Annotated in this window: 25 protein-coding genes and 1 tRNA gene; 11 read left to right on the top strand and 15 right to left on the bottom strand. The window is 67.6% G+C overall.

Features of this window, described 5'->3' with window-relative positions; genetic code table 11:
- Positions 1-30: 30 nt before the first annotated feature.
- Together xseA and ACJJV6_RS01270 are read left to right on the top strand one after the other, a co-directional pair.
- Positions 31-1368 carry an exodeoxyribonuclease VII large subunit gene (xseA, locus tag ACJJV6_RS01265; protein ID WP_407709741.1) on the top strand — a complete coding sequence of 446 codons (1338 nt, stop codon included), beginning with the start codon at positions 31-33 and terminating at the stop codon, positions 1366-1368.
- Positions 1361-1579: an exodeoxyribonuclease VII small subunit gene (locus ACJJV6_RS01270; protein ID WP_133345965.1), complete on the top strand. Its 219-nt coding sequence runs from the start codon at positions 1361-1363 to the stop codon at positions 1577-1579. Before xseA ends, ACJJV6_RS01270 begins: the two co-directional genes overlap by 8 nt.
- 9 nt (positions 1580-1588) lie before the next feature.
- Here ACJJV6_RS01270 and ACJJV6_RS01275 read toward each other — a convergent pair whose 3' ends face one another.
- The 6 genes from ACJJV6_RS01275 to ACJJV6_RS01300 form a co-directional block, all read right to left on the bottom strand.
- Positions 1589-2443, bottom strand: a complete 855-nt coding sequence (locus ACJJV6_RS01275) for a polyphosphate kinase 2 family protein (RefSeq protein WP_009356987.1) — start codon at positions 2441-2443, stop codon at positions 1589-1591.
- A 52-nt stretch (positions 2444-2495) separates the two neighbouring features.
- Complete coding sequence (locus ACJJV6_RS01280) at positions 2496-3716, bottom strand: pyridoxal phosphate-dependent aminotransferase (protein ID WP_354175244.1); 1221 nt, start codon at positions 3714-3716, stop codon at positions 2496-2498.
- A gap of 140 nt (positions 3717-3856) precedes the next feature.
- Entirely contained in the window at positions 3857-4819 is a 963-nt protein-coding gene (locus ACJJV6_RS01285; protein WP_009356988.1) for an ABC transporter substrate-binding protein, read from the bottom strand.
- Positions 4816-5559, bottom strand: coding sequence for an ABC transporter permease (locus ACJJV6_RS01290; RefSeq protein WP_009356989.1), 744 nt, complete (start codon positions 5557-5559; stop codon positions 4816-4818). Before ACJJV6_RS01290 ends, ACJJV6_RS01285 begins: the two co-directional genes overlap by 4 nt.
- On the bottom strand, positions 5556-6287 hold the full coding sequence (locus tag ACJJV6_RS01295) for an ABC transporter permease (protein ID WP_009356990.1): 732 nt from the start codon (positions 6285-6287) through the stop codon (positions 5556-5558). Before ACJJV6_RS01295 ends, ACJJV6_RS01290 begins: the two co-directional genes overlap by 4 nt.
- Positions 6287-7387, bottom strand: a complete 1101-nt coding sequence (locus ACJJV6_RS01300; RefSeq protein ID WP_009356991.1) for an ABC transporter ATP-binding protein — start codon at positions 7385-7387, stop codon at positions 6287-6289. The genes ACJJV6_RS01295 and ACJJV6_RS01300 overlap by 1 nt, the downstream gene beginning before the upstream one ends.
- A 242-nt stretch (positions 7388-7629) precedes the next feature.
- Here ACJJV6_RS01300 and ACJJV6_RS01305 point away from each other — a divergent pair, with 242 nt between their 5' ends.
- On the top strand, positions 7630-8646 hold the full coding sequence (locus ACJJV6_RS01305; RefSeq protein WP_407709742.1) for a pirin family protein: 1017 nt from the start codon (positions 7630-7632) through the stop codon (positions 8644-8646).
- Positions 8647-8661: 15 nt separating this feature from the next.
- On the opposite strand, the gene ACJJV6_RS01310 is transcribed toward ACJJV6_RS01305, so the two are convergent.
- Together ACJJV6_RS01310 and ACJJV6_RS01315 are read right to left on the bottom strand one after the other, a co-directional pair.
- Positions 8662-9612 carry an N-acetylglucosamine kinase gene (locus tag ACJJV6_RS01310; protein WP_009356992.1) on the bottom strand — a complete coding sequence of 317 codons (951 nt, stop codon included), beginning with the start codon at positions 9610-9612 and terminating at the stop codon, positions 8662-8664.
- An 80-nt stretch (positions 9613-9692) separates the two neighbouring features.
- Positions 9693-10667, bottom strand: a complete 975-nt coding sequence (locus tag ACJJV6_RS01315; protein ID WP_407709743.1) for a LysR family transcriptional regulator — start codon at positions 10665-10667, stop codon at positions 9693-9695.
- A gap of 106 nt (positions 10668-10773) precedes the next feature.
- Here ACJJV6_RS01315 and ACJJV6_RS01320 point away from each other — a divergent pair, with 106 nt between their 5' ends.
- Together ACJJV6_RS01320 and ACJJV6_RS01325 are read left to right on the top strand one after the other, a co-directional pair.
- Entirely contained in the window at positions 10774-12015 is a 1242-nt protein-coding gene (locus tag ACJJV6_RS01320) for an MFS transporter (protein WP_407709744.1), read from the top strand.
- Between the two features lie 159 nt (positions 12016-12174).
- Positions 12175-12678, top strand: a complete 504-nt coding sequence (locus ACJJV6_RS01325; protein WP_009356995.1) for an Lrp/AsnC family transcriptional regulator — start codon at positions 12175-12177, stop codon at positions 12676-12678.
- Between the two features lie 14 nt (positions 12679-12692).
- Here ACJJV6_RS01325 and ACJJV6_RS01330 read toward each other — a convergent pair whose 3' ends face one another.
- The gene (locus ACJJV6_RS01330; protein WP_407709745.1) at positions 12693-13943 is read right to left on the bottom strand and encodes an MFS transporter; all 1251 of its coding nucleotides are present in this window, start codon (positions 13941-13943) and stop codon (positions 12693-12695) included.
- Positions 13944-14112: 169 nt separating this feature from the next.
- On the opposite strand from ACJJV6_RS01330, the gene ACJJV6_RS01335 reads away from it, so the two are divergent.
- From ACJJV6_RS01335 to corA, 3 genes are all read left to right on the top strand, one after another.
- A complete protein-coding gene (locus tag ACJJV6_RS01335; RefSeq protein ID WP_200859134.1) occupies positions 14113-14592 on the top strand; it encodes an Lrp/AsnC family transcriptional regulator in 480 nt (159 codons plus the stop codon).
- 73 nt (positions 14593-14665) lie between these two features.
- The gene (locus ACJJV6_RS01340) at positions 14666-15091 is read left to right on the top strand and encodes a DUF1761 domain-containing protein (protein WP_407709746.1); all 426 of its coding nucleotides are present in this window, start codon (positions 14666-14668) and stop codon (positions 15089-15091) included.
- Positions 15092-15125: 34 nt separating this feature from the next.
- Entirely contained in the window at positions 15126-16121 is a 996-nt protein-coding gene (corA, locus tag ACJJV6_RS01345; RefSeq protein WP_009357000.1) for a magnesium/cobalt transporter CorA, read from the top strand.
- A gap of 93 nt (positions 16122-16214) precedes the next feature.
- Here corA and ACJJV6_RS01350 read toward each other — a convergent pair.
- The 4 genes from ACJJV6_RS01350 to galU form a co-directional block, all read right to left on the bottom strand.
- Positions 16215-16287 (bottom strand) — tRNA-Ala (locus tag ACJJV6_RS01350).
- Positions 16288-16414: 127 nt separating this feature from the next.
- A complete protein-coding gene (locus tag ACJJV6_RS01355; protein ID WP_407710452.1) occupies positions 16415-17323 on the bottom strand; it encodes a hypothetical protein in 909 nt (302 codons plus the stop codon).
- A gap of 105 nt (positions 17324-17428) precedes the next feature.
- A complete protein-coding gene (locus ACJJV6_RS01360) occupies positions 17429-18049 on the bottom strand; it encodes a GNAT family N-acetyltransferase (protein WP_009357002.1) in 621 nt (206 codons plus the stop codon).
- Between the two features lie 5 nt (positions 18050-18054).
- Positions 18055-18960: a UTP--glucose-1-phosphate uridylyltransferase GalU gene (gene galU, locus ACJJV6_RS01365; protein WP_407709747.1), complete on the bottom strand. Its 906-nt coding sequence runs from the start codon at positions 18958-18960 to the stop codon at positions 18055-18057.
- A gap of 108 nt (positions 18961-19068) precedes the next feature.
- Between galU and ACJJV6_RS01370 the strand changes: the two genes are divergently transcribed.
- The 3 genes from ACJJV6_RS01370 to ACJJV6_RS01380 all read left to right on the top strand — a co-directional run bounded on the left by ACJJV6_RS01370 (position 19069) and on the right by ACJJV6_RS01380 (position 20926).
- Positions 19069-19689, top strand: a complete 621-nt coding sequence (locus ACJJV6_RS01370) for a 5-formyltetrahydrofolate cyclo-ligase (protein WP_407709748.1) — start codon at positions 19069-19071, stop codon at positions 19687-19689.
- Positions 19690-19805: 116 nt separating this feature from the next.
- On the top strand, positions 19806-20081 hold the full coding sequence (locus ACJJV6_RS01375) for an FmdB family zinc ribbon protein (RefSeq protein WP_009357005.1): 276 nt from the start codon (positions 19806-19808) through the stop codon (positions 20079-20081).
- A gap of 107 nt (positions 20082-20188) precedes the next feature.
- Complete coding sequence (locus ACJJV6_RS01380) at positions 20189-20926, top strand: RcpC/CpaB family pilus assembly protein (protein ID WP_407709749.1); 738 nt, start codon at positions 20189-20191, stop codon at positions 20924-20926.
- Positions 20927-20966: 40 nt separating this feature from the next.
- On the opposite strand, the gene ACJJV6_RS01385 is transcribed toward ACJJV6_RS01380, so the two are convergent.
- On the bottom strand, positions 20967-25160 hold the full coding sequence (locus ACJJV6_RS01385; RefSeq protein WP_407709750.1) for an AAA family ATPase: 4194 nt from the start codon (positions 25158-25160) through the stop codon (positions 20967-20969).
- A 129-nt stretch (positions 25161-25289) separates the two neighbouring features.
- The gene (guaA, locus tag ACJJV6_RS01390) at positions 25290-26879 is read right to left on the bottom strand and encodes a glutamine-hydrolyzing GMP synthase (protein ID WP_407709751.1); all 1590 of its coding nucleotides are present in this window, start codon (positions 26877-26879) and stop codon (positions 25290-25292) included.
- Between the last annotated feature and the right edge of the window lie 3 nt (positions 26880-26882).

Below are 26882 nucleotides of genomic sequence, written 5' to 3' on the forward strand. Positions count from 1 at the left end.
CCGCAGCTCCAGTCCCGCAAGGGCGTTTGCATGTCTGACCAGGCTTCCCTTCCCGGCACCGCACCCTCCACGCTGCCTGCGACGGCCGCTGAAACCACCCCGGACAACCCCTGGCCGCTGCAGTTGCTCTCGCAGAAGCTCAAGGCCCACATCGACAGGACGCCGTCCGCGTGGGTTGAAGGCCAGGTCATCGAGCTGAACCGGCGCGGAAGCAACGCCTACCTGACGCTGCGGGATGTTGATGCCGAAGTTTCCCTGCCCGCCTCGGTCTGGACCAAGGTACTGGAGCGGCAGAACCTGCCCCTTGAACGCGGATCGCGCGTGGTGGCCCTGCTGAAACCCGAATTCTGGATGAAGACAGGCCGGCTCAATATGCTGGTCCGCGACATCCGGCCGGTGGGCCTGGGTGATTTGCTGGCGCGGATTGAACGGCTCCGGCAGGCCCTCTCCGCTGAAGGGCTCTTCGCCGATTCACGCAAGAAACCGCTCCCCCTGCTGCCGCACCGGATCGGCCTGATCACCGGCCGGGACTCGGACGCCAAGAAGGACGTCCTGCGGAACGCCGCGCTGCGGTGGCCAGCGGTGGAGTTTGAAATCAGGGAAGTGGCCGTCCAGGGCAACGCTGCGGTGTCGCAGGTGGTCCGGGCCCTCCGCGAACTCGATGCCCACCCCGTGGTGGACGTCATTGTGATCGCCCGCGGCGGCGGCGCACTCGAGGACCTGCTCCCGTTCAACAGCGAGGAACTGATCCGGGCCGTGGCGGCGGCGGCCACCCCGGTGGTGAGTGCCATCGGGCACGAGGCGGACCGGCCGCTGCTGGACGACGTCGCCGACCTGCGGGCGTCCACCCCCACGGATGCAGCCAAACGGATTGTCCCGGAGGTGTCCGAGGAACTGGCCGGCGTCCGGCAGGCGCGGGAACAGCTGCGCCGCTGCATGGACCGCCTGGTGGACCGGGAAGCGGACAGGCTTGTCTCGTTGCGCTCCCGCCCCGTCCTGGCGTCTCCGGAAGGGCTGGTCACTGTCAGGGCGGAGGAGATCGAGCGGCTGCTGAGGCGGTCGTCGGCGGCCGTGAACTCCACCGTGGTCCGGGCTGCGGACCAGCTGGAACACCTCAAGGCGCAGGTGCGGGCATTGTCGCCGCAGAAGACACTCGACCGCGGGTACGCCGTCGTCGAACTCTCAGGTGGACAGGCGGCGCCCACTGCGGTTGCCGGCCACGCTGTGGTCCGCCGCCCGGCGGATGCACCGGCAGGCTCACCGCTTTCCATCCGGGTGGCGGAAGGGCGCTTCGGCGCCACCTCCACCGGAACGGGCAGCCCTGCTGCGGACACGGACGAACTTCAGGAAGGAGACGCTCATGAGTGAGCAGACAACAGACGCCGGGATCGCGGGCCTGAGCTACGAGGAGGCACGCGAGCAGCTCATCGCCGTCGTGGGCCGGCTCGAGGCCGGAGGCGCCAGCCTCGAAGAGTCGCTGGCGCTGTGGGAGCGGGGCGAAGCCCTGGCCACCCGATGCGAGGAATGGCTGGAAGGGGCAAGGAAGCGGCTGGCCGCTGCCCGCGACCAGCCGCTCTAACAGGCACGCTCAGGAGCGGAGGATCAGTTCCCGCTCGGTGGGAACGTCGAACTCGGCTTTGGGCCACTCAAGGTGCAGGTCTTCCAGGGCGCCCAGGAGCAGTTGTTGCACGGCGATCCGGGCGTACCACTTCTTGTTGGCCGGAACCACGTGCCAGGGAGCGTCCGGAGTGCTTGTCTCCTCGATGGCCGACTGGTACGCGTTCATGTAGTCCTCCCAGAACGCGCGTTCGTCGAGGTCCCCCCGGTTGTATTTCCAGTGCTTTTCCGGGTTGTCCAGCCGGGCCAGCAGCCTCTCTTTCTGCTCCTTGCCGCTGATGTGGAGCATCACCTTCACCACCTTGGTACCGGAGTCGGTCAGCCGGTCCTCGAATTCCCTGATCGCCGCGTAGCGGCGTTTGATCTCGTCGGGGCTGGCCCAGCCGTGCACCCGGTGGATCAGGACGTCCTCGTAGTGGGACCGGTCGAAGACGCCCACCATGCCGGCGGCCGGCACTTCCTTCTCGATCCGCCAGAGGAAATCGTAGGACTTCTCCTCGTCAGTGGGTGCCTTGAAGGCCTTGAACTGGACACCCTGGGGATCCATGGCCGCCATGACGTGCTTGACGATCCCGCCCTTGCCGGCGGTGTCCATGGCCTGGAGGATCAGCAGGATCCGCTTCCGGCCGCCGAAACGGGACTCGGCGAACAGCTTTTCCTGCAACTCGGTGAGCTCGTCGTCCATGTCTGCCAGCAGGAGCCGGCCGTCCTCCTTGGTGCCGCTGTAGCCGGGAGTGGAGTCCGGATCGACGTCGGAGAGGGAAAACCCGTCCCCTACCCGAAGGGTTTCAGAAGGATGCTGATCGAAGCGAATGACGCCGGCCATGGGGGGATCCTTTCCGCGAGGTGCCACGGGACTCAAAGCCCGTGTGCACAGGCTAGTTCCCCTGGTACCTGCTCAGGAAGTCCCCCATCCGGCCAACAGCTTCCTCGATGTCCTTGACGTTGGGGAGCGTGACCATGCGGAAATGGTCCGGACGCACCCAGTTGAACGCGCGGCCGTGGGACACCAGGATCTTCTGCTCCTTGAGGAGGTCCAGGACAAACTTCTCGTCGTCCCGGATGTGGTAGACCTCGGGGTCAAGCTTCGGGAAGAGGTACAGGGCGCCGCGTGCCTGCTGCGTGCTCACGCCGGGGATGGCGTTCAGCATGTCGTAGGCCTTGTTGCGCTGCTCCAGCAGGCGGCCGCCGGGCAGGATCAGGTCGTTGATGCTCTGGTATCCGCCCAGCGCCGTCTGGATGGCGTGCTGCGCCGGGACGTTGGCGCACAGCCGCATGTTGGCCAGCAGGCTGATGCCTTCAAGGTAGTCGGCGGCGTCCTTCTTGGGGCCGGAGATGGCCATCCAGCCCGCGCGGTAGCCGCACACCCGGTACGCCTTGGACAGCCCGCTGAAGGTCAGGCACAGGACGTGGTCGCCGGTGAGGCCGGCGAGGTTGATGTGGACGGCGTCCTCGTACAGGATCTTTTCGTAGATCTCGTCGGCGAAGATCACCAGCCCGTGCTTCTCTGCCAGGGCAACGATGCGCTTGAGCGTCTCCTCCGGGTACACGGCGCCGGTGGGGTTGTTCGGGTTGATCACCACGATGCCCTTGGTCCGGGGCGTGATCTTGGCTTCCAGGTCCTCCAGGTCGGGCTGCCAGCCGGATTCCTCGTCGCAGAGGTAGTGCACGGGTTTTCCGCTGGCCAGCGCGACGGAGGCGGTCCAGAGCGGGTAGTCCGGGGTGGGGATGAGGACTTCGTCGCCGTCGTCCAGCAGCGCCATCAGGGACATGGTGATGAGTTCGCTGACGCCGTTGCCCAGGTAGATGTCGTCCACGTGGATGTTCTGGATGCCGCGGGTCTGGTAGTACTGCGAGACGGCCGTCCGTGCGGAGAAGATGCCGCGGGAGTCGCTGTAGCCCTGGGCGTGGGGCAGGTGGCGGATCATGTCCACCAGGATGGCGTCGGGGGCCTCGAAGCCGAACGGTGCGGGGTTGCCGATGTTCAGCTTGAGGATCCGGTGGCCCTCCGCTTCCATCTGCTGGGCGGCTTGCAGGATCGGTCCACGGATGTCGTAAAGGACGTTGTTGAGCTTCGTGGACTGCCTGAATTCTGCCATCCCTCAAATATGCCACAGGAAGGATGCACGGCTGTTGAGACCTCGCCCACACGCACGACGGCGGCTGCCGGACTTCGGAAAGTCCGGCAGCCGCCGTCGTCATCACAGTGCGGAAGGCCCGGCGGGCGCGTGAAAGGCCCCTACTTGAGAATGCCCTTATCCTTCAGCCAGGCTTCGGCTGCTTCCTTGGCACCCTGCTTCTGGCTGCCGCTGACAGCACGGTTGAGGTTGATCAGGTCCTCGGTGGTCAGCTGGCTGGACACGTTGTTCAGCGCTTCCTTGGCCTTGTCCGTCATTTTGGCCTCGTTGTACAGCGGGATGACCTGCTGGGCGATGAAGTTGTTCTTCGGGTCCTCCAGGACCACCAGGTCGTTGTCGGCGATGGACGGGGTGGTGGTGTAGATGTCGGCCACCTGGACCTGGTCCTCCAGCAGCGCCTTCAGGGTCAGCGGCCCGCCGCCGTCGCTGAAGGGTTCCAGCTTCTTCGGCTCGCAGTTGTAGTTCTCCTTCAGGCCGGGCAGCCCGTAGGCACGCTCGGCGAAGGTGGCAGGGGCGCCGACAGTGATCTCGCTGCAGACCTTTGCGAGGTCCTCGATGGACTTCAGCTGGTACTTCTCGGCCGTTGCCTTGGTGACCACCATGGCGTCCTTGTTTTCCGCCTTGGACGCGTCCAGCACGGCCAGGCCGTCCGGCAGCTTGTCCGGAAGGGCCTTGGCGATGTCCTCGGCCGACTCCTCCGTGGCTGCCTTGTCGACGTGCAGCAGCAGGTTGCCGGTGTAGTCCGGGACAACGTCAACGGAACCGTCCTGGACGGCCTTGAAGTAGACCTCGCGGGAGCCGATGTTCGGCTTGGTTGTGGCGGTAACGCCGGCGGCGTTCAGTGCCCCCGCGTACAGTTCGGCGATGATCTGGCTCTCCGGGAAGTCAGCGGAGCCGACCACCAGGGAGGTTGCTTCGCCGGATGCTCCGCCTGTGGTTTCCGGAGCCTCGCTCAGGGGGTCTGACGAACCGCCGCATGCGGACAGCGCCATTGCCAGGCCGAGTCCTGCGGCCAGCCCGCCAAATGTCCGCCTGCCCAGGCGTGGGTGACGGCTTTGTTTCATGGTTTACCTCCTTGGACAACAGGCTCCGTGGCTACGGGGTCTGTGAGATCGGCCGCAGCCTGCTGGCTGCGGCGGGACTGCCCTGCTGCCCCTGGTGTCAGGAACAGCCGCTGGAACAGGGACAAAACAAGGTCGACGGCGATGGCCAGCGCTGCGATGAGCAGTGACCCTCCCAGCATCTGCGGGAAGTCGCTGAGGACCAGCCCGTCGAAGAGGTACCGGCCCAGGCCGCCGAGGTTGATGTAGGCAACCACAGAGACGGTGGCGATCACCTGCAGCACGCCGGTCCGGAAACCTCCGAACATTACCGTCAGGGCGTTGGGAAGCTCCGCGCGGAACAGGACCTGGAGCTCAGTCATCCCCATGGCGCGGGCGGCGTCCACCACGTTCCGGTCCACGCTGGAAATCCCTGCATAGGTCCCGGCCAGGAGCGGCGGCACGGTCAGGATCACCAGCGCCCAGACCGGCGGCATGAGGCCGATCCCGGCGAGCAGGACGAAGAGCGTCAGCAGGCCGAGTGTGGGCAGGGCCCGCAAGGCCCCTGCCAGCGCCACGATCGCCACCCGGCCCCTGCCGGTATGTCCGACATACATGCCCACGGGGACCGCGATGGCCACGGCAATCAGCATCACCAGGCCCGTGTACTGGAGGTGCTCGCCCAGCCTCGCCGGGATGCCGGCGGCGCCGGTCCAGTTTTCCGGGTCGGCCAGCCAGGCAAAGGTATCGCTGAAGACGCTCACGCGCTTCCACCCCCAGTCCCCGGAGCGGCGAGCCTTGCCTCCGCGGATGCAGGCTCGAGCCTGCCTGCGGCCAGGCCCTGCGGGCCACGTCCCTTCCCGGCGCGCTCCCACGGGGTCAGGATGCGCTCCAGCAGGACCAGCAACGCGTCCATGACCAGCGCCAGGACCAGGATGGCGATGATTCCCACCACCACCTCGGTCACGAAGTCCCGCTGCAGGCCCGAGGTGAACAGCATGCCCAGGTTTCCGATGCCCAGCAGGGCGGCGACGCTGACCAGGGAGATGTTGCTGACGGAGACCACCCGCAGGCCGGCGAACAGGACCGGGAGGGACAGCGGCAGGTCAACCTGCAGGAACCGTGCCAGCGGCTTGTAGCCCATGGCCACAGCGGCCTGGCTGATCTCGGCGTCCACGGAATCGAAGGCGTCCAGGGCGGCGCGGACCAGCAGCGCAATGGCGTAGATGGTCAGGGCCACCACCACGTTGAGCGGATCCAGGATCCGGGTGCCCAGGATGGTGGGCAGGATGATGAAGAGGGCCAGCGACGGAATGGTGTACAGCAGCGAGGATGCGGTCAGCACCACGGAGCGGAGTGCGCGGTGCTGCCGGGCGAGCTGGGCCAGCGGGATGGAAATCAGCAGGCCCAGGACCATGGGCACAATGGCCAGCACCATGTGCTGGCCTGCGCGTTCAAAGACCATGCCGCTGTTGGCGAGGAACCACTCCATCAGAGTGCGGCCTGCCGCAGCTGGCGTGCTTCCTCGATCAGCGCCAGGACTTCGCCGCCCCGGACGGCGCCCAGCACCTTGCCTTCCGAATCCACTGCCACGCCCAGGCCCGACGGCGACGACAGGGCCGCGTCGAGCGCCTTCCGCAGGCTTTCGCCGGGCCGGAACAGGGAACCGCCGGGAATCAGCCCGGTGTCGGTGCCGGGGGTCGACCAGCCGAGCGGGCGCATGTCCTGGTCCACCACCAACTGCCAGCCGCCGGCTGCTGCCGGGTCGGACTCCGGGCCGGACGGGCCGCGGACGATGGTCGGCACCGGGTGGAGCGTGACGCCGTCGGACGGGGTGAAGCCCAGATGCCGGAAGCCCCGGTCCCGGCCCACGAAGGAGGCAACGAAATCGTTGGCCGGTGCCCGCAGGATCTCCTCCGGCGTGGCGTACTGGGCGAGCCTGCCGCCCACGGCGAAGACCGCCACCCTGTCCCCCAGCGTGGTGGCCTCGTCAATATCGTGGGTGACGAAGACGATGGTCTTGGCCAGGTCCTTCTGCAGCCGCAGCAGCTCCTGCTGCAGTTCGTCGCGGACCACCGGGTCCACGGCGCTGAAGGGTTCATCCATGAGCAGGACCGGCGGATCCGCGGCGAGGGCGCGGGCCACCCCGACGCGCTGCTGCTGGCCGCCGGAAAGCTGCGAGGGGTACCGCTTGGCCAGGGGTCGGGCCAGGCCCACCACGTCCAGGAGTTCCTCGGCGCGCCTGCGGGCGTCCGCCTTGGACACCCCGTTCAGCCGGGGAACGGTGGCGATGTTGTCCAGCACCGTGCGGTGCGGCAGCAAGCCGGCGGACTGCATGACGTACCCCATGGAGCGCCGCAGCTCGGAGGCCGGCACGGAGGTGACATCCCGGCCGCCCACCGTGATGGTGCCGCTGGTGGGTTCCACCATCCGGTTGATCATGCGCAGCGAGGTGGTCTTGCCGCAGCCTGATGGTCCGACGAAGACCGTGATGGTGCCTTTGGCGATGGACAGCGAGAGGTTGTCCACGGCCGGCTGCCCGCCCTGGTACTGCTTGGTAACGCTCTGGAACTCGATCATCGCCTGGTCCATGGTGCGGACTTACCTGTTCTGTTGGACGGCATCTGAATGCACGCGACATTGTCATCAGCACGCTGATAGTTACGGTAACCCAATCCGGGGCCGGCATCACCGGTGGCGGCACCTAATCCGCGCAAAGGATTCCCTACTGTGACCATTCGGAGCCGCACGTGATGCGGACTGGCGCAGATCCTGATCACGGGGCGTTGGGGGAAGCACTGACCGGCCCGCCTGCACCGGCCTAGAGTTGGAGGGTGACCAACTTGGAGATTTCACCCCAGCAGGAAATCTGTCCGCCGGCGAGCGCCGAGGGGAGTCCAGGACCCTGCCTGCAGCTGTGGCCGGAGCGTGAAGTCCCGCTGGGCGGGGTGCGGGCCATGAATGTCCAGCGGACCCTGCCCCAGCGCGGCCTTCCCACCATCGGGGCGTGGTGCTTCCTGGACAGTTTCGGTCCTGACCGGACGGCGATGTCCGTGCTGCCGCATCCGCACATCGGGCTTCAGACAGTCACCTGGCCGCTGGCCGGGCATATCCGGCACCGGGACAGCGTGGGCAGCGACGTTGTGGTCCGGCCCGGAGAGCTGAACATCATGACCGCAGGGCACGGTGTCTCCCACTCCGAGTTTGCCGTGCTCCCGCCTGCCGGCGGGGAATTGCCGCTGCAGCGCGGCCTCCAGCTGTGGGTGGCGCTGCCCGACGGCGAGCGGCACCGCGGGCCGTCGTTCGAGCAGCACCGGGAACTGCCCAAGGCCAGCGGCGCCGGTTTTACTGCAACAGTCATGGTGGGAGAACTGGCCGGCGTGGCCTCCCCCGCCACCATGTACTCGCCCATCGTGGGAGCCGACGTGTCCTGTGAAGGTGCCGCGGTGCTCCCGCTGAATGCGGACTTTGAGCATGGCATCCTGGTGCTCGACGGCGGGCTGACGCTGGACGGGCAGGAACTTCGTTCCGGGCCGCTGGGCTACCTGGGCACGGGCCGGGAGGAACTGCGGCTGCAGGCCCTGCCGGGCACCCGCTTCCTGCTCATCGGCGGCGAGCCGTTCGAGGAGGAACTGCTGATGTGGTGGAACTTCGTGGGCCGGACACACGACGAGGTGGAACAGGCACGGGAGGACTGGGAAGCCCAGGCCGAATTGTCTGTAGCTGACGCGCAGTCCGCCAGGTACGGCCTGGTGCCCGGCCACGGACCCGGTGCGGGCGCCGAAGCCGGGCGCATCCCCGCACCCCCGCTGCCGGCGGTGCGGCTCACTCCCCGGAAGCGGGCCGTCTGATTCGGCCGAGCCGCCTCAGGCCGGCTCCGCCAGCAGCTGCAGCACCCCGAATACGGGTTCCTGGTCCAGGACCCGTACATCTGTGGCGCCGGCACTGGAAAGGTGCCGGCGGAAGGAATCCTGCAGTGGTTCCACGTTCATTCCCAGCCCGCCGCCCAGGATGACCGGGCCGCCGAGTCCGATCTGATGGAGCACCTGCAGGGCCAGGTCCCCAAGGTCCCGGCCGGCCTGGTCCAGCATGGCCTGGCTGCCCGGGTGCCCGGCGGCTGCTGCCGCCACCACGTGCCGTGCCTGCTGGGCCCAAAAGCGGCGTCCGGTCTCCGGGGAGTGGAACAGTGCGATGAGCCGGTTGGGATGATCCACTCCGCAGGACTGCAGCAGGGCGGTGGTGAGTTCGTCCGCGGGGAGTCCCTGGTTCATCCGCCGGAGGCTGTGCCGCACGGCTTCGCGGCCCAGCCAGTACCCGCTGCCTTCATCACCCAGCAGGTAGCCCCAGCCTCCTGCCCGGGCCTCGCCGCCGTCGGCGTTCCTTCCCCAGGCTGCCGAACCGGTCCCGGCGATCACTGCCACCCCGGCGCTGGCATGGCCTGCTGCGAGCAGGAGCCGCGAGTCGTGCACCACTGTGACCAGGGCATCCGGGACGTGCGGCTGGATCAGCGATGCCAGGGCGGCCGCATCCTCTTCCGTGTCGATCCCGCCTGATCCGGCATACACCCGCGATACGGTTCCGCCGCCAATCCGGCCGAAGAGGTCCGCGATGTTGCGGGCGGCCTCCTCCCGGCTGACGTTCTGCACGTTCGAGCTGCCTGCGGACTCGTCCGCAACAGGCACCCCGTCCTCGAACCTGATGCCGTGGGTCTTGGTTCCACCGATATCCAGGCCAATCACGACGCCGGCGAGCGGGTTGGGTGCGTACGCCACAGTCTTGTCGGTGGGCAGTGCGGAGGGGTTTTCGGTGTTGGTCACGTCACAAGGTTACTGGCCGGCGCAGCTGCCATCCTGCCGGGACTGGCCCGGGCGTCGTGGGTGTGCCCGCTCCCTCCGGCTCAGCCGGTGCGCTGCCTGACGAGTCCTGCCAGCAGCTGGGGTCCCTCGCCGACCACCATGTCCCGGAAAAGCCGCACCGGCACCGGTTCGGCGCCGGTCTTCCTGCGGCGCCAGCTCAAGCCCACTTCCCGGAAGGCCAGGGGTGAATCGAGGGGAACCTCCGCCCAGCCAAGGTTTCCGGTCTCCGGGCTGACGGTCCTGCCCGGCGCATCCCCTCCCGGGGGCAGGATGCTCACGCCAAGCCCGGCGGACACGAGGCCGCGGACTGTGTGCGAATCCTGGCTTTCAAAGGCAATGCGCGGCCGGTACCCCGCCTCACGGAACAGTGCATCCGTCAGCGAACGCATGCCGTAACCGGGCTCGAGTGCCACAAAGGGTTCCGTCCTGATGTCCGGCAACGCCGCCGACTGCCGGCCGGCGAGCGGATGGCTGTGATGCACCACGAGGCGCAGCGGTTCCCGATACAGCGGCGCGGACTGCAGGTGCGTGCCGTCAGCACCCACCGGGGCCGTGAGGGCCAGGTCTGCCTCCCCGGCCGCCAGCTCCTCGAGGCAGGCATTCCTTGAACCCTGGCTCAAGGTGAACACAGCGCCGGGATGCCGGCTCCGGAAGGCGCTGATGAGCAGCGGCAGCGTGGCCTCGCCGAAGGTGTGCTGGAACGCCACGGAGATCCTGCCCCGGACCACCGACGATTCCTCCCGCACCAGATCCAGTCCGGTCTGGAATTCGGTGAGTGCCTGTTCGATATACGGGAGGAGCGTCCGGGCGGCAGGGGTGAGCCGGACTCCCCTGCCGTCCCGCACCAACAGTTCCGTACCGACGGCGGCGCTGGCCCGTGCCAGTGCCCTGCTCACCGTGGACTGGGGCACTCCGAGAAGTTCCGCCGTTTCAGTCACGTGCTCCGTCCGGCCCAGCTCGGCGAGCACGGGCAGGAGGGGAAGCAGCTGCACCAGCTGCCTGTGGTCTGCCTGCATGTCCCTGGCTCCCTCGCTACCCACCGTAATTCAATCTGATTCTGCTATTAGTTTCCCACGAATTATGCATTGGAGGCATGTATGGGGCCGGGCCTAGGCTTAGGAAATGGCCTGTGAAGCACGCGTGACCGGCAACCCACCACTCCCCTGCTGGGACGGGCACGCCAAGGGGTCCCGGGCCTACGGCCGGATCCTGGCCGGATTGTCCTTCGCCGGAGTAGCGACCTTTGCACAGCTCTACTCCACCCAGGCCGTCCTTCCCCTGCTGGCGGCCGACCTGCGCATCACCGCGGCCGAGGCCGCGCTCACCATCTCGCTGGCCACCGTGGGCCTCGCCGTCACCGTGATCCCCTGGTCCTTCCTCGCCGACCGGATCGGACGGGTCAAGGCCATGACCTGGGGCATCTCCATCGCCACGGTTCTTGGCCTGCTGGTGCCGCTGTCCACGAGCTTTGGAATGCTCCTTGCACTGCGGCTGCTGGAAGGAATGGCCCTGGGCGGGATCCCTGCCATCGCCATCGCCTACCTCAACGAGGAAGTGACCAAGGCACATGCCGCCCTGGCTGCGGGCAGCTACGTCGCCGGCACCACCCTCGGCGGCCTCGCCGGCCGCCTGGTGGCGGGACCGGCCGGTGAGCTGTGGGGCTGGCGTGCCGCGGCGCTGGCCGTTTCCATCCTGGCCACCCTTGCCGCCGTTGCCTTCCTGGTCCTGGTGCCAAGGGCCCGGGGCTTCGTCTCGTCACCGGCGGCAGGACTGGGCAGTGCGTTCAGGACCCTCGGCGGGCACCTTGGCAACATCAGGCTGCTAGCCCTGTACGTCCAGGCGTTCCTGATGATGGGCGGTTTCGTGGCCGTCTACAACTACCTCGGCTTCCGGCTGTCCGGTGCCCCCTTCAGCCTGCCAGCCACACTGATCAGCCTCATCTTCCTGGCCTACCTGTCCGGAACCGTGTCTTCACGCTGGGCCGCCGGGCTGACCACACGCTTTGGGCGGCGGAACGTCCTGCTGGCCGGGCTGGCCCTTTCGACGGCGGGACTCGCCCTGACGCTTGTTCCCTACCTTCCGCTCATCCTCGCCGGCCTGGTGGTGTTCACGGGCGGCTTCTTCGCCGCGCACAGCATCGGGGCCGGCTGGACCGGAGCCATCGCCAGCAGCGGCCGTGCGCAGGCGGCGTCCCTGTACAACCTGGCCTATTACCTGGGGTCAAGCGTCATCGGGTGGGCCGGCGGGCTCGTTTTCCAGTCCTTGGGCTGGCAGGCCCTCGCGGCAGGGGTCATGGTCCTTGCCTGCCTGACCGCAGCCGCCGTCGCCGTCGTACATCCCCGCGCGCAAGGTGCAGGCGGCTGACCGGCCGGGATGCGCGGCGCCCGGTTCAAGGGGCAGCGAATTAACCGCTCGGGACGGCCGTGCTACGGATGCTGATATTCGGCGGGACCCGCAGGAAAGGGCATCTTGGCGCAGATTCAGCGGTCTAGGATGAATGCAGGACCGTTGGAAGGAACAGCAGTGACCACCAATCCCAGGAACATCAGGCCGGGAGCGCACCTGGAGCCGCTGGATGCCATTGACGAGCGGCTGCTCGAAGCCCTGGTGAACGACGCCAGGATCTCCAACAAGCAGCTCGCCGAACTGGTGGGGATCGCCCCATCCACCGCCCTGATGCGGACCCGCGCCTTGTCCGAACGGGGCATCGTGCAGGGCTACGAGGCGAAGCTCAACCTGTCCGCCATCGGCCGGTCAGTCCAGGCACTTGTTGCGGTGCGGCTCCGCGCCCACGACCGTGACCAGATCGACCGGTTCACTTCCCGCGTTCCGCACCTGCCGGCGGTGCTGTCCACGTTCCACACCTCGGGTTCCGTGGACTACCTGCTGCATATCGCCGTCGGAAGCACGGAGGACCTACGGGACTGGGTGCTGGACAACCTCGCCACGGACCCGGTGGTGGGGCACACCGAAACCACCCTGGTGTTCGAACACATCCAGGGCAACCACGGGCCGCTCCCGGAGTAAGGCGGCGTACCGGACTAACGGGACCGGCCGTGCCGGCGCTCTGCCCGGACCAGCGTCAGGACGGCCAGCACAAGCGCGGCGGTACCGCAGGCAAGGACGAAGCCGGCCACCGCAGCCTCCTGTCCGGCAAGTCCGGCCAGCCAGCCGAGGCCAAGGACCGGGACGGCGCTGCCCAGATAGGTGATGACGTAGACCGTGCTGACAGTCTGGGCGTGGCGGACGGGTTCCACCATGGCGGCGACCTCGTTGAACGTGGTCCTGAAGGCCAGCCCCTGCCCGGCCCCGGCAGCGACGGCGGCCACCACGAGCAGCAGCGGACTATGCCACGCGCCGGCTGCCCCCAGCAGGAAGACGGACCCGCCCAGCACTGCCAGCCCCGCGGAGACCGTGTAGCGCCCGCGGAGGGTCACCAGCTGGCTCAGTGCGGAGGCACCGAGCGGAAGGGCGGCCAGCAGGCCGATCAACGGCCGGGACTGCGTCTCCAGGACCTGGGCGAAGTAGCCGGGCGCCAGGGAGAGGCAGAAGCCGAACACAGCGAAACTGAGGAAGCCCACGGCCGATGCCAGCCAAAAAGCGCCCCTGGCATTCCCCGGCACGGCGAGGGGCCGCGGCGCCAGCACCTGCAGCGGGCGGGACACGGCCGGAAGCATGATGGCCGGCCGCGCCCGGATCAGGTAGAGCGGCACCAGGAGCGCCGCGAGGACCACGGAGTACACGGTGTAGGGGGCGCTGGTGGCGCCAGGCAGCAGGGACAGCAGCCCGCCCAGAACAGGGCCGGCCGCTACTCCGCCGGCGGAGGCCAGCAGCGTGAACCGTGATGCCCACTCCGGCCGCGAGGGCAGCAGCTCCCGCAGGGCGGCAGCACTGGCGCCCGTGGCGAGTGCCACGGCAACGCCCTGCAGTGCCCGCCCCGTGCAGAGTGCGGCGAGAGAGTCCGCACCGGCGAACACCCAGCCGCCCACCAGTCCGGTCAGCACGGCAAGCAGCAGCGCGGCGCGGCGTCCTATGTGGTCCGACCAGTGCCCGGCCAGCATCAGGGTGGCCACCAGGGAGAGGACGTAGCTGGCAAACGCTGCGGACACATCCAGCGGCGTGAGTCCCAGCTCCGCCTGCAGGAGCGGATACAGCGGCGTAGCGAGATTGGCGCCTACCAGCAGGACGAAAATGACTGCACCGGCCATCACAAGCCGTGCCGTTGTGGATGCGTCCCACCCGGCAGATGTGGCAGGGGCCGGGCGCATCCGAAGCTCGCTGAAGACCGTCATGGTGCCGCCTTTGGTTTTGCCGCGGCAGGTGATCCTTGTGGGAGCCCGGCGCGGCGTGGATGTGCGATGGTTCCAGATTGGGGCATGGCTGATCGTTTGATGCGAAATCAGTGAAAGAATTGAGCAAGTTCATCAAAAGTTTCATGCCCAAGTGATGGAGAGTGATCATTTGAATAATTTGGACCCCACCGACCTCAAGATCCTCCTGGCGCTGATCCGCGACCCCCGGATCCAGATCGGCGATCTCAGCGAATCGGTTGGCGTGGCCCGCAACACCGCCCAGTCCCGGGTCCGGCGGCTCATCCGGGCGGGTGTGTTGCGCCCGGGCGGCCGGGAAGTGGACCTTGAGGCCGTGGGCTACGACGTGGTGGCGTTTGTGACCATCGAGGTCACACACCGGGAACTCGACGGTGTGATCGCCGCGCTGCGGCTGATCCCCCAGGTCCTGGAAGTCCATGAAATTTCGGGACGCGGCGACGTCTGGTGCCGGGTGGTGGCCACGGACACCCACAATTTGCAGGCATCGCTCCGGCAGGTCCTCCGGATCAAGGGGGTCATCCGGACCGAAACGGTGCTGGCACTGCACACCCATATTCCCTACCGGACCGAGCCCCTCATCAGCGGCCTCACGAAGGCGACCGCCGGCTGACCCCGGATTCCCTCCCGGAGTACCGGGGCCGGCCTCCCCTGCCTGCCGGGCCCGGACGGCTAGGATTTCTTGAATGGATTGGCTCTCTTACGTCTCACAGATCAACTGGCTCGCGGTCCTGCTGGCTTTCGTGGCCAGCATGGCCATCGGCTTCGTGTGGTACATGCCGGCCGTGCTGGGCAACCGGTGGATGGCCGCCATCGGCAAGACCGAGGAGGACCTGAAGAACATCGGAGGCGGGGCGGGGATCTGGCTTCCCATGATGCTGGCCTCGGCCCTGACCGCCATCCTCCTGGCCGTCCTCATCAGCAAGCTGGGGCTTGACAATGCCCTGGCCGGAGCCTGGTTCGCGCTGGTGCTGGGACTTGTCTTCCGTGCCGGAGGCCACGTAATCCACAACGGATTTGCAGGGCGTCCGGCTGCTGTGACAGTGATCGACGCCGGTCACGACCTGGTGGCAATGGCCGTGTCCGGCGCCATTATTGGAGCGATGTCCTGACCATTGTGAGCACGTACAGCGAAGGCGCCCGCCCATGACCATCATCGACAATGCCGTCTACGTTGACGGCGTCCGCCATGCCGAGCCGGAAAACCTGGAGCAGACGTTCGAGACGCTGGCCCACCACGGCGGGATGGCGTGGATCGGGCTCTACCGTCCCACCGCGGAGGAGATGACCGCAGTGGCCGCGGAGTTCGGGCTCCACGCCCTCGCAGTGGAGGACGCCATCTCGGCCCACCAGCGCCCCAAGATGGAGCGCTACGAGGACAACCTCTTCACCGTCCTCCGGCCGGCACGCTACCTGGACGCCAGTGAAACAGTGGAGTTCGGGGAACTCCATATCTTCACCGGGAAGAACTTCGTGGTCACCGTGCGGCATGCCGAGACAGCCGGTGTGGCCCGCGTCAGGAAGCGGCTTGAAGGCAGGCCTGACCTTCTCCGGCACGGCCCGGAGGCGGTGCTGTACGCCCTCCTGGACGCAGTGGTGGACGACTACGCGCCAGTGGTGGCGGGGCTCGAGAACGACATCGACGAGATTGAGGACCAGCTCTTCAGCGGCGATTCCACCGTCTCCCGCCGGATCTACGAACTGGCCCGGGAAGTGATCCAGTTCCAGCGCGCCATCCACCCCCTGCCGGACATGATGCACCAGCTCAAGCGCGGCTTCGCGAAGTACGGCGTGGAAAGCGAACTCCAGCACAGCCTGCGCGACGTGGAGGACCATGTTGAACGGGTGATCTCCCGGGCAGATTCCTTCCGGGACCTGCTCCAGAATGCCCTGACGCTTGACGGCACCCTGACGGCCAACCGGCAGAATGAGGCCAGCGCCGCGCAGAACGAGCAGGTCAAGAAGATCTCGTCGTGGGCAGCCATCTTGTTTGCGCCCTCATTCGTGGCCGGGATCTACGGCATGAACTTTGACCACATGCCCGAGCTGCACTGGGCCTTTGGCTACCCGATGGCGATCGGCCTCATGGCGGCAGTGGGCGCGGGGATGTACGGCATTTTCAAGAAGAAGGGCTGGCTGTAGGCCTGGCTTCCCGGAAAGAACAACACCCGGTCCGAAGACCGGGGTGTTGACGATGAGCTGAATCATTCATGAATCTAAAACCCGCCACAATTGTGGAGCTAAGGGGATTTGAACCCCTGACCTCTTCGATGCGAACGAAGCGCTCTACCATCTGAGCTATAGCCCCGGAACGGCCGCCTGGTGCAGGTGCTGGACCGGTGACCCTAGGCTACAAATTTTCCCGCCCCAATGCCAATCGGCACCCTGGTGAGGGGCCAGCAGCAGGCGGGCGCCGCCGTCGTACGCCGGCCAGGCTATGCGCGGCGGCGCTGCAGGACGTCGTCGAGGTTGCTCAACGCGCTCTGTGCCTTGCTGAGCTGCTGGGCTTCGGCAGCCGGCGCGGCGGCGGGCGCCCCTGCTGCACCCTGCTTCAGCGAGGGCTTGCCCACTGCCTTCGGGGCGGCCGGCAGCTCAAGCGGCTCAGGCTCGGGGCGTTCGGCCTTGGCGGCGTCAACGTATACAGGCTTGGGAACCTCTACCGGCTCCCAAGGGGTGCCGGCGGGTTTGCCCTGCGCCGCAGCCGCTGCGCTCGGATCACCCGCAGCCACAGCAACGGCCAGGGCTGCCTCGCGAAGTTCCTGGGCTGTCAGCTGCTGGACTTTCGGCTGGTGGGCCTCGGCGTCAAAGAGCGGGCTTTCCCGGCGGACGGGGGCGGACTCCGGCTTCGGCGGAATCCGCTCGGACACGTGCTTAACCGGCGGTGCGCTCATGGCCGCACGAAAGGCCGCGTTCACCTTGGCCTTGCGGTCGCGGACTGCCAGCCAGCGCAGGATGGCCACGGACACCGCCGTCAGGGCAGCGCAGGCCGGCGGCAGGAATGGCGAGCCGAGGCCAAAAGGCAGCAGAAGCGCCGACACCAGCGCCGTCATTAAAGCCAGGAGTCCGGCAAGCGCCAGTGCCGTACGTCCGTAACGGATCCGAAGGCGGCCTGCGGGGGCCGGGCCGGCAGACGTGGCGGAGGGTCCGGCGCTCTTCCTGGCTTCCATGGGCTTCTCCTGCTGGGCGGCGACGTTCAGTACCAGACCGGCTGGCTGATCCGGTTTTTCCTCGGCTGGGCCGTCCGACGGGAAATCGCCGGCTGGCTGGAACTGGTGCCGGCGGTTCCGGAGGACGTAGGGGGCAACCCACACAATCCAGAGCACGACGGCAACCACGAGGATCACTGAGCTGCTAAGGGGGAAGTCCACACTCAAAACCGTATGAGCATCACGCCTCCTGCCGCCGCATTAGCCGCGGTGTGTCGCAGCCCGGACAGCAAATGAGTGGATTTATGACGGCCTGGCGGCAAGCCAGCGCGTCAGCAGGCCTTCCGGAACCTCTTCCGACGTGAGGGCGAACGACCGGTGGTCCGCCCATTCTCCGTTGATGTGCAGGTAACGGGGCCGGTAGCCCTCGTCCCGGAAGCCCAGCTTCTCCACCACCCGCAGGCTCGGCCCGTTTTCAGGCCGGATGTTGATTTCCATCCGGTGCAGCCCGAGGGTCTGGAAGCAATGGTCCGTCACGAGGGCCACCGCAGTGGGGGCAATCCCGCGCCCTGCCCTGGCCTGGTCCACCCAATACCCCAAAGTGGCCATCATGGCCGAACCCCACACGATCGAGGAGACCGTCAACTGGCCGATGATCGGCGGATTCCGCAGGCCCGCAGTCCTCTCCGTGATGACGAAGGGCAGGGCGGTAGCCTGCGCAGCCTGCGCGTTCAGCGAACGGACCATCTGCCGGTAGTCGGGAAGCCCTCCGCGGGGGTCCGGGTTGGACGCCTCCCACGGCGCAAGCCACTCGCTGTTGCGGGACCTGACCTCCGTCCACTCCTTTTTGTCCCGGTACCTGATGGGCCGCAGGACAAGGTCACCGCACTCCAGAGTTACGGGCCAGATGGGGCCGAATCGCACGGCTGCTACTTGGACAGGCCGCTGGTGAACCCCGGCAGCCACTCCCGCAGGCCCGGGCCGAGGTCCTCGCTGTCGATGGCCAGCTGGACGCATGCCTTGAGGTAGCTGAGCTTGTCGCCGGTATCGTAGCGGCGTCCCCGGAATACAACACCGTAAACGCCGCGGCCTTCGCCTTCCCCGGTGGCAAGCTCCTGCAGGGCGTCCGTCAGCTGGATCTCGCCGCCGCGGCCAGGGGCGGTGCGCTCCAGGACCTCGAAGACGGCCGGGTGCAGCACATAGCGGCCGATGATGGCCAGGTTTGACGGCGCTTCATCCGCGGTCGGCTTCTCCACCAGGCCGTTGACGCGCACGTACCCTTCGCCGTCGATCTCCTGGATGTCCGCGCAGCCATAGGCGCTGATCTGGGACGGTTCCACCTCGATGAGGGCGACGACGGACCCTCCGGTCTTTGCTTGGACGTCGATCATGGTGCTGAGCAGTTCGTCGCGGGCATCAATGAGGTCGTCTCCCAGCAGCACGGCGAAAGCTTCATCGCCCACGTGCTGCTTGGCCCGGAGGACGGCGTGACCCAGCCCGTAGGGGTCGCCCTGGCGCACATAGTGGATGTCCCCCAGGTTACTGGCCGCCTGGATGGATTCCAGCTTCTCGGTGTCCCCCTTGTCCGCAAGCATGGACTCCAGCGCCGGGACCCGGTCAAAGTGGTCCTCGAGGGCCCGCTTGTTCCGTCCGGTGATCATCAGGAGATCATTCAGGCCCACCTGCACGGCCTCCTCCACCACATACTGGATGGCAGGCTTGTCCACCACGGGCAGCATTTCCTTGGGCATAGCCTTGGTGGCAGGAAGGAACCTGGTGCCCAGTCCGGCAGCGGGGATGACGGCTTTGCGAACTCTCGGGTTACTGGTACTCACCGGACTAATCTAACGTCAGCGTCAAGCATTCAGTAATCAACGGACCGGCGGGCAGCCGCCCCGGAACCGGCCCATCAACCGCCACAACGCGGGTAATAAGGAGACACAATGGCCCAGCAGCAAGCCACCGTGAAGGACGACATCCGGACAGCCCACCGCCGGCGGCGGGCCGAACTGACCCCTGCCGAACTGGAAGCCGCCGGCGCGGCCCTGGCGATGCACGGTGCCGCATGGGCCGAATCCATGTCCGGTGGAAAGCACGCCACGTTCTGCGTGTATCTCGGCACCGGCGTGGAGCCGCCCACGCTGCCGCTCATCGCGGCCCTCCACGGCAACGGCCACAAGGTCCTGCTGCCCGTCTGCGAGCCGGGCCGCGAGCTGAGCTGGGTTTTCTGGAACCCGGACAGCCCGCTTGAGCGCAGCAGGTTCGCACCCATCATGGAACCGGCAGGGCCCCGCCATGGACCCGATGTTGCGGGGGAAGCCACGGCATTGTTCATCCCGGCCACCGCCGTGGATCTCGACGGCAACAGGGTGGGCCAGGGCGGCGGCTACTACGACAAGTTCCTGGGCCACCTCGCCACCGCCGGGAAGGAAATCCCGCTGGCCGCTGTTATCTATGACGATGAACTTCTCCCGGCGGGCCGGATTCCTGCCGAGGAGTTCGACCGTCCTGTCCCCGCCGTCCTTGTCCCGTCCGGGCTAAGGCCGTTGGGCAAGATCGCCTAGGGTCAGGCGGGGTGGCCGCAGCGGGATGATAGAATTAGCACTCAGGCCCTGCGACTGCTAATGGATTACCAGGTGGCAGCACGGGACCTCTCGTTTGCCCAAGAGGAGGAGCACCAGTGCCAACATATGCTTACGCCTGCAAGGATTGCGGCCACGCCTTCGACATCGTCCAGTCGTTCTCGGACAGCTCACTGACGTCGTGCCCTGAATGCCAGGGCGCGCTGCGCAAGAAGTTCAACAGCGTGGGCGTCGTGTTCAAGGGTTCCGGCTTCTACCGGACCGATTCCCGGGACTCCAAGGGCAGCACCGTCTCCGCAGCGCCGGCGTCTTCCACGCCCGCTCCGGCGGCACCTTCCGCTCCCGCTCCGGCAGCTGCGGCCGCCGCCAGCTGATTTCCGGCGTTCGCCGTTACGACGGCGGCCCTGCAGCCGATGGGACGTTGTCCACATAGGCGCGGGGCCGCTGTCTTTTGCATATCCGGGGCGCTTAGCGTGGCGGCATGCCTGCTTATTCCTTCAGTGCCCGCCGGGAAGCTTACGGATTTTTTCGGCGTCCCCGCCCTCCGGTTCCTGCCGGCCGTTCCGTAGCGGCACGTCCCGGCGCCAGGCTGCGCGCTTGGCTGATCCGTAACAGGCGGCTTGCCGTTGCCCTGTTGCTGTGCGCGGCGGCGGCACTCACCGTCCACCAGCTCACGCCGGCACCGGTCCACACCGTCACAGCACTGGCCGCCGCCCGGGACCTTCCTGCCGGGTCTGCCCTCGCGGCCACCGACATAACCCCCATCCAGGTTCCGCCCGGCATGCTCGCAGACGGGGTCCTGCGCGAACCCGGCGCAGCGTCCGGCAGGCAGCTCGCGGCCCCGTTGCGTAAAGGCCAACTGCTGGCGGACGCCCAGTTGCTGGGACCCGGCCTCCTCACCGGCAGTCCCGCCGGCTCGGCTGCAGTGCCCCTTCGGATGGCGGACCCCTCGTCCATCCAACTGGTATCCCCCGGGCAGCTGGTCAACGTGGTGCTGACCGCGGCGAACGGTTTCGACCAGCAAACTCCGTCCGAAGTCCTGGCCACAGCGGTGCCCGTGCTGTGGACCTCCGCAACGGGCGGCCAGGGCGGGCAATGGCTTGGCACGCAGGAGACTGACGGCCTGATCGTCGTCGCCGCCAGCCCTGAGCAGGCGGCCCGGCTGGCCGGGGCATCCACGCAGGGCAAACTGTTCTTTGTCCTGGTGGGGCCGCCGTGACCGCTGCCTCCTTCAGGCAGCGCCAGTGCAAGCCAGGATGTCAGCCCCAGTGCGGCGGCTTCTGTTCCTTCAGCCATGCATCGTGGTCATCCTCGCGGTCGCCCCACGCCCGCGGATCATCCTCGGCAGCCCGGGCGGGCAGGATGGCCTCCGCCGGCTTCTGGCCTGCACGCGTGTCCGGAGCAGGCGATTCCGCCGCCTCGCCACCGTCCGTGGACCGTGCTTGGCTGTTGGTGCTGTTGGTCTTTTCGTCGCTGCCCACCTGGGCCGCCTCCTTGCTGTCCTTCCGGTCCGCGGCGGGTACTGCCTGATGGCCGGCACGTGCTCCCGCGATGCCGGCCCGACGTCCGGAGGCCGGGCCCGGGAAATGCGTAACGTTCGATGCCGGGGCGGAGTCCGCGGCGGCATCGATATCATTCAGCGCCTGATCGACGTCGTCGTCAAGGAATCCGGGGGAAGCCACGCGTCCCGGAAGGACAACCTTTTCCAGTCCCAGGTACTTGGCGATCCGGTCTGCGCAGGCGGACGGGTCGGTGAAAACCTCGATGGTCCACAGCGGCATGTACCGCCAGCCGAGCCGCTCGAGCAGCTGGGGACGCAGCCTGCTCCGCTCCCGGACGCTCATCGTCCGGTACTGTTCGGTGCCGTCGGACTCGATAGCCACGGGCCACGGAAGATCGGCGTCGTCCTGGCCCATGGTGTTCAGCGGATCGGCGGCGGCCACGACGTCGATGGCGCCGTCGTACTGGTGCCACACCCGTGCCCCGCGCGCCCGCAGCCGGTCGCCCAGGTCAGCGACGAGCGGGTCGGCGCCGAGCGCCTGTTCGCTGGCGGCAGCGCGGGACGCCGGCGTACCGAGATCAGTGTTGCCCGAGATTTCCCGGTCCAGGAGGGCATACAGGTCCACTGCCCCGTGCGTCAGCCGCGTATGGTCCAGGTCCTCAGGCCGGAAGCACGTCAGCACGTGCATCGAGCGCCGGGCGCGGGTCATGGCGAGGGCGAACTTCTCGCGCCCGCCCTCTGCAGAAAGCGGCCCGAAACTGTGCAGGGCACGCCCATGCGGGGTGCGGCCGAAGCCCGGCGAGAAAATGACATGGTCGCGCACCAGGCCCTGGGCCCGTTCCAGGTCCACCACCCGGAACGATTCCGGGCCCGCGCCGAAGAACCCGGCGAGTCCGGGATGGTTGGGCAGCTGGAGCCTGATGGCCTCCCCGATCCGGGCAGCGTGACGCAGGCTTGCGGTGACCACGGCCAGGGAAGTGCGCGGACGGAGGCGGGCGTGTTCGAAGACCAGCTCCACCACCCGGTTAACCTCGGCGACCACGGATTCAACGCCCTCGTGGTCGGCGCTGGGCAGACCGGTTCCATCCGGCAGGTACTCCACCAGCAGGGACCTGTCCAGCCCCGTGGCCGACTGGCCTTCAGGCAGGCGGCGGAGCCCGCCGTCGTAAAAGTTCTTGCTCAGTTGCAGGACGAGGTCCTCGTCCACCGCGCGGTAGACGAAGTTCAGCCGCCACACCGGCAGCACGGCGGACAGGGCGGTGAAGGCACTCTCCACCCGCTGGTGCGCCGATTCACCGGGCGCCAGCCGCTCCACACCCACGGTGAAGGTGCGCGGGCTGGCGATGCGGGCGTCGCCGAAGGCAATGACCTGGCGGGCCCGCGCGATGGAGGGCAGTACCGCCTGCAGCGAGGTGGCTTCGGCGTCGAGGATGACCACGGCGTCGAAGTGCTGCTCCGCGGGCAGCAGCCCGGTCATCAGGTAGGGGCTCACGGACCACACCGGCACCAGGGTCCCGATCAGGTCCGGGGCCTGGGCGGTCAGCGCAGGCAGGGACACGCGGCCGTCCTTGAGCAGGCTGCGGAGGAGGTCTGCCTGGCGCGGCTGGTCTGCGATCGCGGCGCGCCAGCGCTCGGCAAGGTCCCAGCGGAGCCGGGCCGCGCCGCTGGCGATGTGCGCATTGTCCGCGAGCCTGTACTCCGCTTCGAGCTGCCGGAGGGCGTCGCCGTCGGACATTGCCAGGTAGTCGTCGCCGCTGATCATCGCTTCAAGCGCCGACTGCCACCAGGCGAGTTCCAGTTCGGCGGCCACGGAAGCGGCGGGTACTTCCCGCTCGGCCAGGTCCGCCAGAAGCTCCCCCAGCCCGTGCTCGCGCATGTTCTCCACCAGCAGCGTCCGTTCCGGGAGGGTCTTGAGCGTGTCCGTATCCGCCACCAGCCGCTCGAGGCGCTCCATAAGCTCCTCGTACCTGACGGTGGAGAGCGCGCCGCCCGCCGCGGTATGCTTCAGGGCCTCGCCCAGCTGGGTGAGCTCACGGTCCAGTTCCCGGTACATGGCGTTCATCTCGGCAAGCCCGGACGGAACAGCAGGGTGCCGCTGGGTGGTGGCGTAGCCGGCCCACAGGGCCCGCTGTTCCTGGACCAGCACCAGCGAGCTGTGCAGGTCGGCGATGTGGACGCCGGGCCGGACGTATTCCTTGGCCACCCTGCGCAGCCGGGACCGCTGCATGGAGGTCATCTCGATGCCGCGTTCCCGCCGCCAGGAGGAGGGGGCGGTGGCGGAGATGAGGTCGGTGACCGGCCGGTCGAAGATGTCCGGGGTGAACTTGTCCAGGCTGCCGCGGACAGCCACCAGCAGTTCCAGCTGCTCGCCCCATTCGGCGAAGGATGCACCGAGGCGGATCTCGGCGTGCTCTGCCACGGCGTTCATGCGCTCCCGCAGGGCAGGCAGGCTCTTCGCCACGGAGCGGACCAGTTCCTGGGCTTCCTCGGTTTCCTTCCGGGTGAGGAGCCGGGCGCCGTGCCAGGGGCTGGTGGTGGCGGCCTTGCTGAAGCTGCCCAGTTCGGCCGCACGGCGGAGCCTTCCGGCCAGTTCGTCGCGGTCGCGGATGCTGTCCAGGACGCTCCGCTTGAGCCTGACGGTGGTGGCCGGGGCAGGGTGGATGGAGGTCAGTTCCGCCAGCGACTGCATGGCCTGGTAGGGCGAGCATCCCCAGCGCTGCCGGACGTTGTGCAGCGAGGCCACGTGGTCCATCAGCGCGTGGCGGTGTTCGGTCAGGGTGGTGTGGAGGTTGCCGAGCTGTGGTTCGAGCGACTTCTCGTTGCGGACGATGGCCCGGACCAGCTGGCCTTTGAGCTGCTGGGCCGTCACGTTCCCGGAGAGCTGGAACAGGATGGATTCAAGGCCCAGGGACTCCAGCTGGCCGGATACCTCGTTGAGGCTGGCGCGGCGGTCCCCCACCACCAGGACGGTCTTGCCGGCATCCACCAGGGCGCCGATGGTGTTGATCGCCGTCTGCGTCTGTCCTGTCCCGGGCGGGCTGCTGACCACCAGGGAATCGCCGGCACGCGCAGCATCGATGACGTACTGCTGGTCCGTGTCAGCATCCAGCAGGAGCAGTTCGTCCTTGGGGTGCCGGCTGTCCAGCGGCGGGAAACGGGACGGATCCGGCTCCTCCACGTCCACCACTTCTCCCCCGGCAGCGGTAGCCAGAGCAGAGACGATGGGATTGGAATCGTTGATCCAGGGGTCATCCAGGTTGCCGGACAGGTCAGCAAAGGTGGACACAAGCAGGTTGTGCTGGGCCTCGGCGCCGTGGATGGGCCGGATCAGGGTGCCCAGCCGGTCCAGTACCGGCTGCGGGTCGAAGCGGGCGGTGCTGTAGGCCAGCCGGGTGACGGCATTGACGTCGAACACGATGCCGTGGATGTTTTTCAGGTGCCGGACCAGCGCCGGGTTGATGTGCGCCTGCTCGGTCAACTGAAGCTCGTAGTCGTCTTCGCCCGGACGGACGGTCAGGGAAATCGCGGTGAGCATGACGGGCGCCGAGATGCGCTGCGGCTTGCCCCCGACGGCGGATGTCCACACCACGGTGCCGGCCGAGAGGTAGCCGGCGTCGATCCCGCGGTCGTTGGCGAGCTCGAAGATCTTGGAGCGGATGTTGCGCGAGGCCCGTGCCGCCACGAGGTACTGCTGCCGGTCCCGGATCAGGGTGGAGAGGCGGGTGCGGCGCCCGGCCATGAGCTGGGCAAGGCCGGACGGATGCGCGTGGGTCAGGTCGATGGAGCCTTCAGGGGTCTTGGTGAAGCGCAGCATCGTGTCTGCACCCGTGACGGGTTTGAGCCCGGACAGCCATTTGCGAAGCTCTTCCGAGCCTTCCGGGTGGCCTTGACCAACTGACACTACTGCCTTCTTTTCTGCGCTTGCGCGTGACGCCCTGGACCATACCGGCATACGTTCGAGCGTAGCCGCTCCGGCGCCGGACTCGAGAGACCGCAACACTGGAGAGCCCGAAATTGCGGAGATTTGATCCGGAAACAGGAGTGGCCGGCCTCCGTTGAAGGAGGCCGGCCACTTAGGATGCTATTCCCACTCGATGGTTCCCGGCGGCTTGCTGGTGACGTCCAGCACCACGCGGTTGACGCCGTCCACCTCGTTGGTGATCCGGTTGGAAATCCTGGCCAGGAGGTCGTACGGAAGCCGCGACCAGTCAGCGGTCATGGCGTCCTCGGACGAGACGGGGCGGAGCACGATGGGGTGGCCGTAGGTGCGGCCGTCACCCATGACACCCACGCTGCGGACATCGGCCAGCAGCACCACGGGCATCTGCCATACGTCGTTGTCCAGTCCGGCGGCGGTCAGCTCAGCGCGGGCGATGGCGTCGGCCTTGCGCAGCAGGTCCAGTCGTTCCTTGGTGACTTCGCCGACGATCCGGATGCCCAGGCCGGGTCCGGGGAACGGCTGGCGGCCCACGATCTCCTGCGGCAGCCCCAGCTGGGCGCCGACGGCGCGGACCTCGTCCTTGAACAGTGCCCGCAGCGGTTCAACGAGTTCGAACTGCAGGTCCTCGGGGAGCCCGCCCACGTTGTGGTGGCTCTTGATGTTCGCAGCGCCTTCGCCTCCGCCGGATTCGACGACGTCCGGGTACAGGGTGCCCTGGACCAGGAACTTGATCTTCTCGCCGTGCGCGGCGGCCTCGGCGATGATGGCCAGTTCGGCCTCTTCGAAGGCACGGATGAACTCGCGGCCGATGATCTTGCGCTTGGTCTCGGGATCGCTGACGCCGGCGAGGGCGGACAGGAAGCGCTCCTGCTCGTTGGCGACGTAGAGCTTCACGCCGGTGGCGGCGACAAAGTCCCGCTCCACCTGTTCGGCTTCGCCTTCACGCAGCAGGCCGTGGTCCACGAAGACACAGGTGAGCTGGTCGCCCACCGCGCGCTGGACCAGGGCGGCGGCGACGGCTGAGTCCACGCCGCCGGAGAGGCCGCAGATCACGCGGGCGTCCCCCACCTGCTGGCGGATGCGCTCCACCTGCTCTTCCAGGATGTTGCCGGTGGTCCAGTTGGGCTCGATCTTGGCGCAGTTGAACAGGAAGTTCTCCAGCACCTGCTGGCCGTAGGCGGAGTGCTTGACTTCGGGGTGCCACTGCACGCCGAAGAGGCCCTTTTCCTCGTTGGCGAAGGCAGCCACTTCGGCGCCCGCCGTCGTCGCCAGGACCTCGAAGCCCTCCGGGGCCCGGTGGACGGAGTCGCCGTGGCTCATCCAGGTCTTCTGGTGCTGGGGCATGCCCTCCAGGACGGAGCGTCCCTCGCCCAGGATGGTGGTTTCCGTGGAGCCGTACTCCCGCAGCCCGGTCTTGTCCACCTTGCCGCCCAGGGCGTTCGCCATGGCCTGGAAGCCGTAGCAGATGCCGAAGACCGGAACACCGGCCTCGAAGAGGTCGGCACCGACGGTCGGGGCGCCGTCCGCGTAGACGCTGGAGGGCCCGCCGGACAGGATGATGGCGGCCGGATTCTTGGCGAGGAGCTGCTCGGTGGAGTAGGTATGCGGAACCACTTCCGAATACACATTCGCTTCCCGGACGCGGCGGGCAATCAGCTGCGCGTACTGGGCACCGTAGTCAACTACCAGCACCGGCTTCTGGGAAGTCTGGGATGCAGTGGGAGTAGTCACCGT

The organism is Arthrobacter nitrophenolicus, from assembly GCF_045833485.1.
Classification (GTDB): domain Bacteria; phylum Actinomycetota; class Actinomycetes; order Actinomycetales; family Micrococcaceae; genus Arthrobacter; species Arthrobacter nitrophenolicus.

Excerpts from the sequence above, each read along its gene's own strand:
- xseA (WP_407709741.1), top strand. The coding sequence starts at position 31 with ATGTCTGACCAGGCTTCCCTTCCCGGCACCGCACCCTCCACGCTGCCT.
- ACJJV6_RS01270 (WP_133345965.1), top strand. The coding sequence starts at position 1,361 with ATGAGTGAGCAGACAACAGACGCCGGGATCGCGGGCCTGAGCTACGAG.
- ACJJV6_RS01275 (WP_009356987.1), bottom strand. The coding sequence starts at position 2,443 with ATGGCCGGCGTCATTCGCTTCGATCAGCATCCTTCTGAAACCCTTCGG.
- ACJJV6_RS01280 (WP_354175244.1), bottom strand. The coding sequence starts at position 3,716 with ATGGCAGAATTCAGGCAGTCCACGAAGCTCAACAACGTCCTTTACGAC.
- ACJJV6_RS01285 (WP_009356988.1), bottom strand. The coding sequence starts at position 4,819 with ATGAAACAAAGCCGTCACCCACGCCTGGGCAGGCGGACATTTGGCGGG.
- ACJJV6_RS01295 (WP_009356990.1), bottom strand. The coding sequence starts at position 6,287 with ATGGAGTGGTTCCTCGCCAACAGCGGCATGGTCTTTGAACGCGCAGGC.
- ACJJV6_RS01300 (WP_009356991.1), bottom strand. The coding sequence starts at position 7,387 with ATGGACCAGGCGATGATCGAGTTCCAGAGCGTTACCAAGCAGTACCAG.
- ACJJV6_RS01315 (WP_407709743.1), bottom strand. The coding sequence starts at position 10,667 with ATGCAGGCAGACCACAGGCAGCTGGTGCAGCTGCTTCCCCTCCTGCCC.
- ACJJV6_RS01320 (WP_407709744.1), top strand. The coding sequence starts at position 10,774 with ATGGCCTGTGAAGCACGCGTGACCGGCAACCCACCACTCCCCTGCTGG.
- ACJJV6_RS01330 (WP_407709745.1), bottom strand. The coding sequence starts at position 13,943 with ATGACGGTCTTCAGCGAGCTTCGGATGCGCCCGGCCCCTGCCACATCT.
- ACJJV6_RS01340 (WP_407709746.1), top strand. The coding sequence starts at position 14,666 with ATGGATTGGCTCTCTTACGTCTCACAGATCAACTGGCTCGCGGTCCTG.
- corA (WP_009357000.1), top strand. The coding sequence starts at position 15,126 with ATGACCATCATCGACAATGCCGTCTACGTTGACGGCGTCCGCCATGCC.
- ACJJV6_RS01370 (WP_407709748.1), top strand. The coding sequence starts at position 19,069 with ATGGCCCAGCAGCAAGCCACCGTGAAGGACGACATCCGGACAGCCCAC.
- ACJJV6_RS01380 (WP_407709749.1), top strand. The coding sequence starts at position 20,189 with ATGCCTGCTTATTCCTTCAGTGCCCGCCGGGAAGCTTACGGATTTTTT.
- ACJJV6_RS01385 (WP_407709750.1), bottom strand. The coding sequence starts at position 25,160 with ATGCCGGTATGGTCCAGGGCGTCACGCGCAAGCGCAGAAAAGAAGGCA.